Annotated in this window: 6 protein-coding genes; 4 read left to right on the top strand and 2 right to left on the bottom strand. The window is 70.7% G+C overall.

Translation table 11 applies throughout. The features are described from left to right. Window positions 1-53 precede the first annotated feature (53 nt). Window positions 54-6,377, top strand: a complete 6,324-nt coding sequence (locus tag DBV35_RS06300) for an apolipoprotein A-IV repeat region-like domain-containing protein (RefSeq protein ID WP_108659337.1) — start codon at window positions 54-56, stop codon at window positions 6,375-6,377. A gap of 990 nt (window positions 6,378-7,367) precedes the next feature. Here DBV35_RS06300 and gltA read toward each other — a convergent pair. Beyond that, a complete protein-coding gene (gltA, locus tag DBV35_RS06295; protein ID WP_108659336.1) occupies window positions 7,368-8,663 on the bottom strand; it encodes a citrate synthase in 1,296 nt (431 codons plus the stop codon). 306 nt (window positions 8,664-8,969) lie between these two features. Between gltA and DBV35_RS06290 the strand changes: the two genes are divergently transcribed. Then, window positions 8,970-10,205 carry an MFS transporter gene (locus DBV35_RS06290; RefSeq protein ID WP_108659335.1) on the top strand — a complete coding sequence of 412 codons (1,236 nt, stop codon included), beginning with the start codon at window positions 8,970-8,972 and terminating at the stop codon, window positions 10,203-10,205. On the opposite strand, the gene gltX is transcribed toward DBV35_RS06290, so the two are convergent. Beyond that, window positions 10,193-11,614: a glutamate--tRNA ligase gene (gltX, locus tag DBV35_RS06285; protein ID WP_108659334.1), complete on the bottom strand. Its 1,422-nt coding sequence runs from the start codon at window positions 11,612-11,614 to the stop codon at window positions 10,193-10,195. The genes DBV35_RS06290 and gltX overlap by 13 nt on opposite strands. 150 nt (window positions 11,615-11,764) lie before the next feature. Here gltX and DBV35_RS06280 point away from each other — a divergent pair, with 150 nt between their 5' ends. Both DBV35_RS06280 and DBV35_RS30140 read left to right on the top strand, forming a co-directional pair. Beyond that, window positions 11,765-13,843: a ComEC/Rec2 family competence protein gene (locus tag DBV35_RS06280; protein ID WP_157961603.1), complete on the top strand. Its 2,079-nt coding sequence runs from the start codon at window positions 11,765-11,767 to the stop codon at window positions 13,841-13,843. Between the two features lie 83 nt (window positions 13,844-13,926). Continuing rightward, window positions 13,927-14,103: a hypothetical protein gene (locus tag DBV35_RS30140; protein ID WP_157961602.1), complete on the top strand. Its 177-nt coding sequence runs from the start codon at window positions 13,927-13,929 to the stop codon at window positions 14,101-14,103. Window positions 14,104-14,143: the final 40 nt, after the last annotated feature.

Here is a 14,143-nt window from a genome sequence, read left to right as displayed (position 1 = left end):
GTGTCGGACGTCGTGTCCGATACCAGCGTAGCGTACGATCGAGGCGACGATCCATGGCGATAGACCCGCACCGTTCAACTGATGCGTCCGGCTCGGACCCGACCGATGCCGCGCTCTCGGCTGTCGAGGAGGCGCTGAAGTTCGATCTCGATGCGACGGACGAAGAGCCCGTCGACCTCGTGGCCGGCTTCGAAAGCTCCCTCAGCCGATCGGACGCGCGCGCAGAGGCGGACGCGGCGAGCGAGGCGGAAGCCTTCGCGCCCGCGAACGACGCGCCCGACGGCGACCTCGCGACCAAGCCGAGACGGCGCCGCCACCGGGCGCTCGCCAAACAGCAGGCCGCCGCCAACGATGACCGCAACCGCTTCGAGACCGCCGCCCGGACCGGGCGGCGTCGCGGTATGACGGCCATGGGCATCGGCCTCGTCACCTCCCTCATCTGGGCCGCCGGCGGCGCGCTGATCGCGATCCGCCTCGCCGCCGCCGAAGGCATCGGCACGTTCCTCTCCCAGCCCGAGGCCTTCGCCGTCCTCGGCGGGACGATCGCGCCGATCCTCCTCTTCCTGATGGTCGCCCAGCTCGTGCGCCGGTCGGAGGAGCTGCGCGCCACGGCCGAGGCCGTGAGCGACATCGCCGCCCGCCTCACCGAGCCCGAGATCAACGCGACCGAGGGCGTCGCCAATATCGGCCAGGCGATCCGCCGCGAGGTCGCGGGCATGAGCGCCGGCATCGAGCAGGCGCTCGAGCGCGCGAGCGAGCTCGAAGTCCTCGTCCACCGCGAGGTCGCCGCGCTCGAACGCTCCTATGGCGACCACGAGGCCAAGATCCGCGCCCTCTTCGAGGAGCTCGTCGCCGAGCGCGAAATGCTGATGGCGAACTCCGACAAGGTCCGCGACGAGCTGACCGACGCGAAGTCCGGCCTCGCCGATCTCGTCGGCAGCCTGCAGGAGACGCTGACCGCCCGCCTCGGCGACACGACCGGCCAGATCGCCTCCACCTTCCACGCCGAGACCGACCGCCTCGTCGAGGAGCTGCGCTCCTCCGGCGATCATCTCGTCACGACCTTCACGACCTCCGGCGACTCCTATGTCTCCAAGCTCGTCGATCGGTCGAACGAGCTGGAGATGAACCTCACGAGCACCGGCGAGTCCGTCGTCGCCCGCCTGGAGGACACCTCGAACTCGCAGACCGAGTCGGTCCGCAACTTCGTCGAGGCACTGATCACGGCGCTGAACGACCAGTCCGAGGCGACCATCGCCGCGGTGAAGACGGCCTCCGAAGCCCTCGTCGGCAGCCTCCACTCGGAGACCGGCCAGACGGTCGAGACGATCCGCTCCACCACCGAATATCTCGTCGGCAGCCTCCAGGCCGAGGCGGGGGCGGCGACCGAGACGATCCGCTCGACCTCCGAGATCCTCATCGATTCCATCGCCGGCCAGTCCAAGGAGATCACCGACGAGTTCGGCCGCGTCGGCCAGGAGCTCGTCGACACGCTCGCCGACCGCACCGTCGCGATGACCGAGAGCTTCGCGAGCACCGGCTCGACGATGGCCGACACGGTGCTGGAACGCGCCGAGGAAGTCACCAAGATCCTGATGTCGACCGGCGACAAGGTCACCGGCGCCATCATGGACGTGAACGGCACCCTCACGAACACGCTGGAATCGAACCTCGAGCAGGTCCGCGTCACCGTCACGGACGCGAGCCAGTCCTTCGACATGACGATCACCGAGCGCCTCAGCGCCCTCGACGCGGCCGTCGCGATGTCGGCCGAGCGGCTGTCCAACACGGTGGACGACCGCATGAACGCGATCGACACCACCATCTCCTTCGCCACCGAGCGCTTCACCGGCATGGTCGAGGAGCGGCTCGAGTCGCTCGAGAACATCGTCACCGGCTCGTCGGAGACATTCGCGAGCCTCGTCGACACCTCGATGCAGGGGATCGACGGCACGCTGGAACGCGCCTCGCGCGAGCTCATCGGCACGGTGGAAGGACGCCTCGGCGAGGTCGACGGCGCGATGACGCGCACCGCCACCTACCTCACCACGAACCTCTCCGAGCGCGCCGAGGCCGTCACCCTCGAGATGACGCGCGCGAACGAGACGCTGACCGCGACCTTCGACACCCAGATCGCGAGCATCGACGCCACCCTGTCGCGCACCTCCGAGGAGGTCGTCACCCTCGTCGACGAGCGCCTCGCGACAATCGAATCCACCCTCGTCACCGCCTCTCAGATGCTGGAGAGCCAGGTCGGCGAGCGGCTCGACGTCGTCACCACGCGCATGTCGGAGGCCGGCGATCGCCTGTCCGAGGTCGTGGGCGGCTCGCTCGGCCATCTCGACACGACCCTGTCCGACGCGGCCCAGCGCATCGGCGGCATGATCGAAGGCCGCCTCGGCGAGATCGACGAGCGCGTCGAGGCCGCCTCCACGCACATCGTCACCACGATGGCCGAGCGCATGACGCTCATGGAGCGCGACGTCACCGACACGGCCGAGCGCGCGGTCGAGACCGTCACCCTCCGCTCCACCCTCGTCGACGAGCGCCTCACCGAGACCGCGACGCGCCTCGTCGCCGCGATCGAGAGCAAGATGGGCGAGCTCGACGCCACGATCGCGCAGGGCGGCGCCATGGCCGCGAGCTCGATCCACGCAGCGACCGAGGAGCTGTCGAACCAGCTCCTCAACCAGGTCGACCAGGTGTCCTCGACGCTCGGCGTCCTCGGCGACCGCCTCACGGACGCGGTGACGAGCTCCTCCTCCACCATGAGCGAGACGCTGATCACCCACGCCGAGGCGCTGGAGGTCACGCTCAACACGCTCGGCGACCGCGTCAGCGACGTCGTCTCCGGCGCGTCGAGCGACTTCACCGAATCCGTCAGCCGTCAGGTCGACGACATGGAGGCGCGCCTGCGCGTCCTCTCCGACCAGCTCTCCGGCACGGTCCAGTCCACGACGACGGCGATGCTCGACTCGTTCGGCGACCGCATCCACGAGGTCGAAGGCCGCCTCACCCATCTCGGCGACCGCATGACGGAGACCATCTCCGGCGCCTCGACCCAGATGCACGACGCGGTGTTCGCTCAGATCGACCAGATCGAATCCTCGATCAACGTCCTCGGCGACCGCCTCACCGACTCCGTCGCCTCCACCTCGACTTCCCTCTCCGAGACGCTGCTCGCCCAGGCCGACCGGTCCGAGTCGCTGCTCAAGGAGCGCCAGGTCCTGCTGGAACAGAACTTCCTCAACCACGCCGAGGAGTTCCAGGCCTCCCTCACCCGCTTCGGCGAGGCGCTGGAGCGCACCTTCGCGGAAGGCACCGACCACGCCGGCAACGCCCTTGCCGAGCGGACCGACCTCATCGTCGAGCGCATCACCGGCGAGGTGGACCGCGTCGCCGACGTCATCGCCGGCTCCGGCTCCTCGCTGGTGGAGGACATCGCTGTCCGCACCGAGGCCTTCTCCGAGCGCCTCGAGACGCTCCATGTCGGCCTCACCCAGACCATCACCCAGTCGGGCGGCGAGCTTGCCGGCCGGATCGAGGGGACGGCGGAGCGGATCGAGATCGCGATCACCAAGGAAGGCACGCAGCTCGACCTGACGCTGCGCCAGTCGACCGAGGCCTTCCAGGAGAACATGAAGGGCCACACCGAGATCGTGCGCGACAATCTCGCCGACGCGGTGCAGAGCGTGTCGACCGCGATGCGCCAGCACACCGGCGAGCTCGCCGAGACGCTCGCCCAGGCCGGCGTCGAGATCGCCCACGCCGTCACCGAGAAGGGCGCCAGCGCGGCCGAGGAGATCAGCCGCTCCGCGACCCGCATCGCCGAGATCATCTCCGAGCGCGGCGACGAGATCCGCGTCAGCCTCGAAGGCTCGCTCGACCGCTATTCTGAGGTCATCCAGGAGCGCAATCGCGAGGTGTCCGAGACGATCGAGGGGCAGATCCTCTCCTTCGACAAGGCGCTCGCCGAGCGTGGCGACCGCGTCGCGAGCGCCATCGCCGACCGTGCGATCCGCCTCGAGACCCTCCTCGGCGACACCGCCGACAGCTACGAGCGCACCCTCTCGGAGCGCATGGACGGCCTCTCGGCCGCCTTCGACACCGAGGCGAATGCGTTCGCGAGCCGGATGGATCTCCTGCGCGAGGGCATCACGTCGGACGTGACGCGCCTCTCCACCCTCATCGACGAGCGCGCGACCCCGCTCTCGCAGGAGCTCGCCGAGGCGATCAGCCGCTATGACGAGCTCGTCAACGAACGCTCGACCGCTGTCGTGACCGCCCTCACCACCCACGCGACGGACATCGCGAGCGTGCTCACCGAGCGCCTGGAGGCGATGGAGGACGCGCTCGACGGCCGCGTCGAGAAGGTCTCCGACGCGCTGGTGGAGCGGGCCCGCGCCATCTCCGACGCGCTCACCGACGGCCAGACGGCGATCAACGACGCCTTCGCCGCGCGCCTCGAGGAGGTCACCTCCCTCTCCCGCGAGGCGACCGACACAATCGCCGACGGGCTCGCCTCGGAAGGCACCCGCGCCCAGGAAGCGCTCCGCAGCGTCGTCGACGCCGCCCGCCGCGACATTCTGGAGCCGATGCAGGACATCTCCGGCCAGCTCAGCGAGGAGACCACCGCCGTCAACCGGATGCTGTCGGAGACGATGGCCTCCATGTCCGGCGAGGTCGCCTCCGGCGGCAAGATGATGCGCGACGCGATGGTGGAGGCGCTCGACCAGCTCCTCCAGATGATCGAGGAGCGCACCGAGACGACCCGCAGCGCGATCGCCGAGACGATGGCGAGCGCCCACCACGCCCTCGCTCAGGAAGGCGACCGCACCGCCGAGGCGATGCAGTCGGTGGCGCGCGACGCCGCCGCCTCCCTCGCCGACCTGCGCACCGTCATCGACGAGCACGGCGACCAGTTCCTCAACGCCCTCGCCGAGCGCGGCGCCGGCGCGATCTCGGAGCTGCGCGACACCCACCGCGCCCTCATCGAGGAGCTCGGCGGCACGCTCGAACGCGTCCACGCTACGAACACGGCCCTCCACGACATGCTGGGCTCCGTGGGCGCGACGCTCGCCGACATGGAGAACAATCTCTCCACCCGCGGCGAAGCCCTGCGCGACGTCGTCCAGGGCGCGCTCGAGGACACGAACCGGACCGGCGAGGAGATGTCCCGCCAGGCCTCCGCGCTGCGCGACACCGCCGACGCGGCGCTCGCCGACCTCTCCACCATCGCCGAGCGGATCGAGCGCGACGGCCGCTTCCTCGCCACGACCGTGGAGCGGTTCGAGGGCGATGCCGCGGCCTTCGACAGCCGCATGGACGAGCGCCGCACCGCGCTGGAGGATCTCTCCTCCAGCCTGATGCTGAAGTCCGAGCAGGTCGACACGCTGATGCGCTCCTTCACGGAACGCGTCGACGACCAGCTGCGCGCCACCGAGGAGCGGGTCCACGACGCGCGCCTCCTCCTGGAGCGCACGCTCGACGAGGCTTCGCGCGCCGTCGCCCCGCAGCTGGAGCAGCTCCACGAGAACGCCAACAGCGAGGCCGAGCGCGTCCGCGAAAACCTGCGCATCTCCTATGAGGGGATGGCGGCCGAGATGGTCGAGGCCCTGCAGTCGGTCGCCCAGCGCTTCGAGGCGGCGACCGGCGAGATGCGCCAGTCGGCCCGCGCGGTGAAGGACGAGTTCGAATCGACCCGCACCGCTCTCGAGCGCTCCGTCATGGAGCTGCCCGAGGAGACCGTGCAGAACGCCGAGGCGCTCCGCCGCGCGGTGACCGAGCAGCTCGACGCCGTGCGTGAGCTCGGCGCCATCGTGGCGCGCCATGCGAGCCAGGGCGAGACCGTGCGCGCCGCCGCCACCGCCGAGGATGGCGGGCGCGACACCTACCGCCGGGCCGAGCGCCGTGCGGCCGAGCCGCGCCGCGCGGCCCTGCCTGAGCGCGAGCCGACCAACGGCCGCGCCCGTCCGTCGGAGCAGAATGGCGGCTGGATGGGCGGCCTCCTGCGCCGCGCCGATGGGCCGGAAGAGGGCGATGCGGGCCTCTCGGGCCTTGCCAAGCCCGCCGCACGCGCGATCGAGGACGGCACCTATCGCGAGCTGTGGACGCGCTTCAATCGCGGCGAGCGGCAGGTCTTCAACCGTCAGCTCTACACGCTCGACGGCCAGCAGACCTTCGAGGACGTGCGCCGCCGCTACCAGCGCGACCGCGACTTCCGCGGCGAGGTCGACCGCTTCGTCGACGAGTTCGAGGAGCAGATCGGCGTCGCGGCCCGGTCCGACACCTCGGGCCGCCGCACCCGCGAGGCGCTGATGTCGGACGACGGCAAGCTCTACACCCTCCTCGCCCACGCCTCCGGCCGCCTCAACTGACCGGACGGCGCGGCCCCCGCGCCCTCCCCCCGACGCAAAGAGCCGGTGCCCCGCACCGGCTCTTTTTCTTTGCGCGCTCGCCGGCCGCCGTGCGCCGTCGCCGGACAGCACTGACAGACTTCGCAGCGCGGCCCGGCCTAGCCGCCCACGGCGGTGTCACGCGGCCACGTGCCCCAGAAGCCGGACCGCACCCTCGTCCCCCTCCGGTCCCCTTCCGCGCAAGCCGTGGCGACAGTCGGACAGGCCACCGGACCAGAGCCGTCCTACAGCCGCCTCAGAGCATGAAGTCGGACCGTCCCGGCTGTGAGGGGGCGCCAAGGCCGTGAGGTGCTCCAGGCACCGTCTGTCCGTCGCGTCGCGCTCCCCCCGTGTCGCTTCGCCGGACTCGCAGAATTCTGGCCGCAGACCGCCTACGCGCACGCCTCCGGACCCGGTCGAATCACAATGCCTCTTTGCAAATTCGGCGGCGATCCATGCGGAAAGAACGAGGGTTGCGGCCGACCTCGAAGCGCGGCTTTCGAGCCTCGCTCGCACCCTTTCGGCGTCCCCGGAACGAAGAGTCGCACCCTCGGGTCGCGCTTGGTGCGGGCTCGCTCCGCCCTTCGGCCCGTCATCGGCGATATCAATCCGCTCGTCGGGCTTGCCGCGCCGTGCTCTTCATCGCGCTCGGGCTCAGCGATCACGGCGGTCTTCTGGAAAAGTTCGCGACGCGTTCCGATCGCCCGTCTTCATGTGAACGGACGGCTCGGGTGCTCCCGGCAGCGCGGACGGCCGCCGAGCGGATGGAGACGGAAGAAGGAGCGAGGCAGAGCCCTCGGGGATGCTTCGGGCGGAGGTGCTACCGGGCGTCCCAGCCGCTGGACCCATCGGACATTGCCGTCGTGGGAGAACGGTCCCCCACCGCCGCCCCGCAACGAAAAAGGCCGAGCCACGGGGCTCGGCCTTCGATCGGGGCGGGGTGGGGCCGGCGGGCGGCCCCGGTCGCCGGGATCAGGTGCGCTGCACGATCGGCGTGTAGTCGCGGCGCTGGGCGCCCGTGTAGAGCTGGCGGGGACGGCCGATCTTCTGGTTCGGATCCTCGACCATTTCCTTCCACTGCGCGATCCAGCCGACGGTGCGGGCGAGCGCGAAGAGCACCGTGAACATCGTCGTCGGGAAGCCGAGCGCGCGCAGGGTGATGCCCGAGTAGAAGTCGATGTTCGGATAGAGCTTCTTGTCGACGAAATACTCGTCGTTGAGCGCGATCTTCTCCAGCTCGATGGCGACCTCGAGGAGCGGGTCGTCTTTGATGCCGAGCTCGCCGAGAACCTCGTGGCAGGTCTTCTGCATGATGCGGGCGCGCGGGTCGTAGTTCTTGTAGACCCGGTGGCCGAAGCCCATCAGGCGGAACGGATCGTCCTTGTCCTTCGCGCGGGCGATGTACTCGGAGATGCGGTCGACCGAGCCGATCTGCTCCAGCATGTTGAGCGCGGCTTCGTTCGCGCCGCCGTGGGACGGGCCCCACAGGCAGGCGATGCCGGCGGCGATGCAGGCGAACGGGTTGGCGCCCGAGGAGCCGGCGAGGCGCACGGTCGAGGTCGACGCGTTCTGCTCGTGGTCGGCATGGAGGATGAAGATACGGTCCATCGCACGCGACAGGACCGGGTTCACTTCATACTCTTCGCACGGCACGGAGAAGCACATGCGCAGGAAGTTCGCGGAATAGTCGAGGTCGTTCCGCGGATACACGAACGGCTGGCCGATCGAATACTTGTAGGCCCAGGCCGCGATCGTCGGCATCTTGGCGATCATGCGGATGGAAGCGATCATCCGCTGGGTCGGGTCATGGATGTCGGTCGAGTCGTGGTAGAACGCCGACAGGGCGCCGACGCAGCCGACCATGATCGCCATCGGATGCGCGTCACGCCGGAAGCCGGCATAGAAGCGGTTCATCTGCTCGTGGATCATGGTGTGGTTGGTCACACGGCCCACGAACTCGGCCTTCTCGGCGGGGGTCGGAAGCTCGCCGTACAGAAGGAGGTAGCACGTCTCGAGGAAGTCGCCGTGCTCGGCAAGCTGCTCGATCGGGTAGCCGCGGTACAGGAGGACGCCCTTGTCGCCGTCGATATAGGTGATTTTCGATTCGCACGAAGCGGTGGAGGTGAAACCGGGGTCGTAGGTGAACATCCCGGTATCTTTGTAGAACGAAGCGATGTTGATGACGCTCGGGCCTTCAGTCCCGTGCATCACGTCGTAATCCACCGTCTCGGCACCGACGGCAAACTGCGCGCTGTGGTCTGTGGTCATCGTCGGCCCCACTCTTCCCTTGTATGGATGACGCGCCGTGTCTGTAGGCAACCGGAGGGGATGCCGCTCACGTTGCGTTCAGATTCTGTCCATCGCGAATTATCCGAAGCGCCCTTCCCCTTCAAGTCTCCTGACCTCCGCCGGTCCCTCGTTCGGGCCGACCCGGCCCGTTCCGGACGGCTCCCGCGCCATGCGTCCGGACCTTTCACGCCGAAATGATAACGGCCGAACAGCCCGGAAAGCGTTGGAAAAATTCATCCCGCGGGGGTGATTCCACGCGGAAGGAAAGCGCGCTATGGAAAGCGCATGCGTTGGAGCTTCTATCGCCAGAACGCGTGGTGGCTCACGACCGGAGCCCTCCTCACGTTCGGCTCAGCATTTGGGCAGACCTACTTCATCTCACTCTTCTCCGGCGGCATCCGACGCGAGTTCGGGCTGTCGGACGGAGAGTGGGGCGGCATCTACACGTTCGCGACATTCGCCTCGGCCGCCTGCCTCTTCCAGCTCGGCGGCCTTGCCGACACGCGCCCCCTCGCACGCCTCACCGTCGCCGTCCTCCTCCTCTACGCGCTCGCGGCGACGATCATGCTGACCGCGACCGGGCCGATCATGCTGACGCTCGCTGTCTTCGGGCTGCGCTTCTGCGGCCAGGGGATGATGTCCCACATCTCCATGACCGCGATGGCCCGCTGGTTCCGCGCCAATCGCGGCCGCGCCGCCTCCATCGCGATCGTCGGCTATCCGCTCGGCGAGGCCTTCTTCCCGCTCGTCACGGTCGGCATCATCGCCGCCCTCGGCTGGCGTCTCAGCTGGGCGGTGGCGATCGCGATCATCCTCCTAGTCTTCCTGCCCCTCCTCTTCGTCCTGATGCGGCACGGGCGCGTGCCGCAGGGCGAGGGCGGGGGCGAGGAGGCGGTCGGCATGGAGGACCGGCACTGGACGCGCGCCGAGGTGCTGCGCCACTGGTCCGTCTGGGCGCTGCTCCCGGCGGTCCTCGCGCCCCCCTTCATCGGGACCTGCGTGATCTTCCACCAGGTCCACATCTCCGTCGTGCGCGGCTTCGACCTCGCGACGATGGCCCTCGCCTTCCCCGTTTACGCCGCCATCTCCCTCTGCACGACGCTCGTCGCGGGGACCGCGATCGACCGCTTCGGGCCGACACGCCTCCTCCCCTTCTTCCTGGTGCCGACGGCGCTCGGTGTCGCGATGCTCGCCGTGCCGGGGGGTGTCGGCCTCTGGTTCGCCGTGCTCGCCGGGATCGCGATGAGCCAGGGTGTCGCCGCCACGCTCCTCGCGGCCCTGTGGCCGACCCTCTACGGGACGCGCCATATCGGCAGCATCAAGGCGCTGGTGACCTCCGCGATGGTGTTCTCCACCGCGCTCGGGCCGGGCGTCACCGGGTGGCTGATCGATCTCGGGGTGACGATCCCCGAGCAGGCGCTCTTCATGTCGGCCTATTGCGCGGCGACGACGGTGCTCCTCACCATCGTCGCCACGCGGCTGACGGGGGCGCTGCCCGCGCCCGTGCGTCAGACGGCCTGATCGCGGATCCGCGCGATCGACTCCTCACGCCCGAGGGCGGCGAGAACGTCGAAGATGCCGGGCGAGGTGCTCGACCCGGTGAGCGCGGCGCGCAGCGGCTGGGCGACCTTGCCGAGCTTCAGCCCCGCATCCTCGGCATATTGACGCACCGCCCCCTCGGTGGCCGCCGCGGACCATTCGGGGAGCGCGGCGAAGCGGTCAGAGAGCGCGCCGAGATGGTTGCGCGCGTCGCCCTCGAGGAGCTTGCCGGCCTTCTCGTCGACGCTGAGCGGACGCTCGGCCCAGAGGAAGCGGGCGTTGTCGAGGAGTTCCTTCAGCGTCTTCGCCCGCTCGGCGAGGGACGGGAGCGCGATCGCGAGGCGCTCGCGCCCGCCGGCATCGAGCGCGGCCTCGATCGCGGCCGCGTCCTCCTGCGCCGCGATGACCGGCCCCAGCGCCGCCATCAGCGCCTCGGGCGAGGCCTCGCGCATGTAGTGGCCGTTCATGTTCTCGAGCTTCGCGAAATCGAAGCGGGCCGGCGAGCGGCCGACGCTGTCGAGGCCGAAGAGCTCGATCATCTCCGCGGTGGAGAAGAACTCGTCATCCCCGTGCGACCAGCCGAGGCGCACGAGATAGTTGCGCAGCGCCTCCGGCAGGTAGCCCATCGCGCGATAGGCGTCGACGCCGAGCGCGCCGTGGCGCTTGGAGAGCTTCGCCCCGTCCGGCCCGTGGATCAGCGGGATATGCGCCATCTCCGGCACGTCCCAGCCGAGCGCCTGGTAGATCAGCGTCTGCCGCGCGGCGTTGGTGAGGTGGTCGTCGCCGCGGATGATGTGGGTGACGCCCATGTCGTGGTCGTCCACCACGACGGCGAGCATGTAGGTGGGCGTGCCGTCCGAGCGCAGGACGACGAGATCGTCGAGATCCTTGTTGGCGAAGCGGACCTCGCCCTGGACGTGGTCGGCGATCACCGTCTCCCCGTCGATCGGGGCCTTGAGGCGGATGACGGGGTCGATACCCGGAGGCGCCTCGTGGGGAAGGCGGTCGCGCCAGCGCCCGTCATAGCGCGGCGGGCGGCCCTCGGCGGCGGCCTTCTCGCGCATTTCGGCCAGCTCCTCCGCGCTCGTATAGCAGCGATAGGCGGCGCCCCTGGCGAGCAGCTCCTCGGCGACCTCGCGGTGACGCGCGGCGCGCTCGGACTGGTAGAGCGTCTCCCCGTCCCCCTCGATGCCGAGCCAGGTCAGCCCGTCGAGGATCGCGTCGATCGCCTCGGTCGTGGAGCGGGCGCGGTCGGTGTCCTCGATGCGCAGCTTCATCTCGCCGCCATGGTGGCGGGCATAGAGCCAGTTGAACAGCGCCGTGCGCGCCCCGCCGATGTGCAGATAGCCGGTGGGCGACGGGGCGAAGCGCGTTACCACCTTGGGTTTCATTGTCATCCGATACACGCTAGTGTGAGTCTGTTCCGGCAGGTGTAGCGAACACGCGGCCTGTCCGTCGACCCTTCGCGCCCCTTCCGGGCCGAAGAATGCGGACGCGGGTTAAGTACGCGGGTGCCCGGCCCGCGCAAGGGGAATTCGCCGATGACCCTCGTCCTCAGCGGGGCAGACCTGCCGCAGCGCGCGGTCTGGTGGCCCGCGCGGGCGATCGCGCAGGAGACCGCGTTCGGCCGCGGCGCGCTCTGGCTGCCGGTGCTGATGGCGGCCGGGATCGCGATCGCGCTCGCCCTTCCCTTCGACCCGCCGCCGGCCGCGCTCGGCGGCGTCCTCGTCGTCCTCGCGGCGCTGCGTTGGTGGGCGGCGCGCGGGGCGATGGCCGCCCTCTCCCCGCTCCTCCTCGCCGCGGCCGCGCTCCTCTTCGGCGCCTTCCTCCTCGCCCTCCAGGCCGAATGGCGGGGGACGGCGACGCTCCGCGCCCCGCTGTCGCTCGTGGTGACGGGACGGGTGGTGGCGGTCGACACGGCGGAGGACGGGCGGCAGAGCGTCGTCCTCACCGGCCTTTCGGGCGAGTTCTCCGGGCCGGTGCCGCGGCGCGTCCGCCTCTCGGTGCGCGGCGGCGCGCCTCTCGCCGTCGGCGAGAGGGTGACGGGCCGCGCCCGCCTCGTCCCCCTCGCCGGCCCCGCGCTCCCCGGCGGCTACGACCCGGCGCGACGCCTCTATTTCGACGGGGTCGGCGCGACGGGGTTCGCCTACGGCCCGCTCGAGGTCATCGGCCCCGCGCCACGCTGGAGCGTCTCGGCGCGGATCGACGCGATGCGCAGCGCGATCGCGGCGCGCCTGTCGGCCGTGCTCGCCCCGCGCGAGGCGGCGTTCGCGGCGGCGCTCCTCGTCGGCCGGCGCGGGGCGATCCCGGCGGCGGACCAGGAGGCGATGCGCGTCTCGGGCCTCGGCCACGTCCTCGCGATCTCGGGGCTCCACATGGCGCTCGTCGCCGGCACGGTGTTCGCGCTCGTGCGCCGCGGGCTCGCCCTCGTCCCCGCCCTCGCGCTCCGCGCACCGATCCGAAAGTGGGCGGCGGTCGCGGGGCTCGCGGCGGGGGCGTTCTATCTCGCCCTTTCCGGCGGGTCGGTCTCGACGCTGCGCGCCTTCGTCATGCTCGCCTTCGCGCTCCTCGCCATCCTCGCCGACCGGCCGGCGCTCACGATGCGCACGGTCGCGATGGCCGCGCTCGTCATCATGCTGATCGACCCGGTGAGCGTCGCCGAGCCCGGCTTCCAGATGTCCTTCCTCGCCGTCATCGCCCTCGTCGGCGCGTATGAATGGTGGGCGCGGCGGCCGGGCGGAGCGTGGACCGGCCCGTTGCGGCCGGTGGTCCTCTTCATCGCGGGGCTCGCGATGACATCGCTGATCGCGGGCTTCGCGACGACGCCCGCCTCCGTCTTCCATTTCCACCGCCTCGCCCCGCTCGGCCTTCTCGGAAACCTTGCCGCGATGCCGGTGCTGACGCTCTTCGCGATGCCCGCCGGCGTCCTCGCCCTCGCCCTGATGCCGTTCGGCGGGGAGGCGTGGCCGCTGCTCGCGATGGGATGGGGTCTCGACGCGATCCTCGCCATCGCCCACGCGGTCACGCGGTGGACGGGGGACATGGGCACCGTCGGCACGATCCCGGCCGCCACGGCGCTCCTGTCGGCCTTCGGCATCCTATGGCTCGCCCTCTTCGTCTCCCCGTTGCGCCTCGCCGGGATCGTCCCGCTGGCGCTCGGCCTCGCGATCGCCCCGCTCGCCCCCCGCCACGACCTTCTCGTGACCGCAGAGGGGGCGACGGTGGGCGTGCGCGAGCGGAGCGGCCACATCGCCCTCCACGGCCGGCAGAGCGACTATGTGGGCGACGTCTGGCACCGCGCCGACGGGGACCCCGCGCCCGCGACCCGCGCCGAGGCCCACTGCGACACGCTCGGATGCACGCTGGAGACCCGCGCCGGCCCCGTCGCCGCGCCCGCCTCCCCGCGCGCCCTCGCCGAGGATTGCCGGCGCGCCGAGGCGGTCGTGACGCTCGACCGCGCGCGGGGCTGCGCCGCCCCCCTCCTCATCGACCGGTCGATGCTATGGCGGCACGGGAGCCTCGCCGCACGGCGGACGGCCGGCGGGTGGGTCGTCGACAAGGCGCGCCCCTACGGCCACGTGCGCCACTGGCACGTCCCGCCGGACATCGTGCGTCGTTAGGTGAGGCCAGCGGGTGGCGCATAGCCGCGCCGGCCCCGTCGCCGCGCGCCCTCGCCGAGGATTGCCGGCGCGCCGAGGCGGTCGTGACGCTCGACCGCGCGCGGGGCTGCGCCGCCCCCCTCCTCATCGACCGGTCGATGCTGTGGCGGCACGGGAGCCTCGCCGCGCGGTGGACGGCCGGCGGGTGGGTCGTCGACAAGGCACGCCCCTACGGCCACGTGCGCCACTGGCACGTCCCGCCGGACATCGTGCGTCGTTAGGTGGGGCGAGCGGGTGGCTCGTACCCGCGCCCGCCTCCCC

It is taken from the genome of Acuticoccus kandeliae (genome assembly GCF_003073115.1).
The sequence above is the reverse complement of the archived record's forward strand: the minus strand, read 5'-3'. Positions and strand labels throughout refer to the sequence as shown.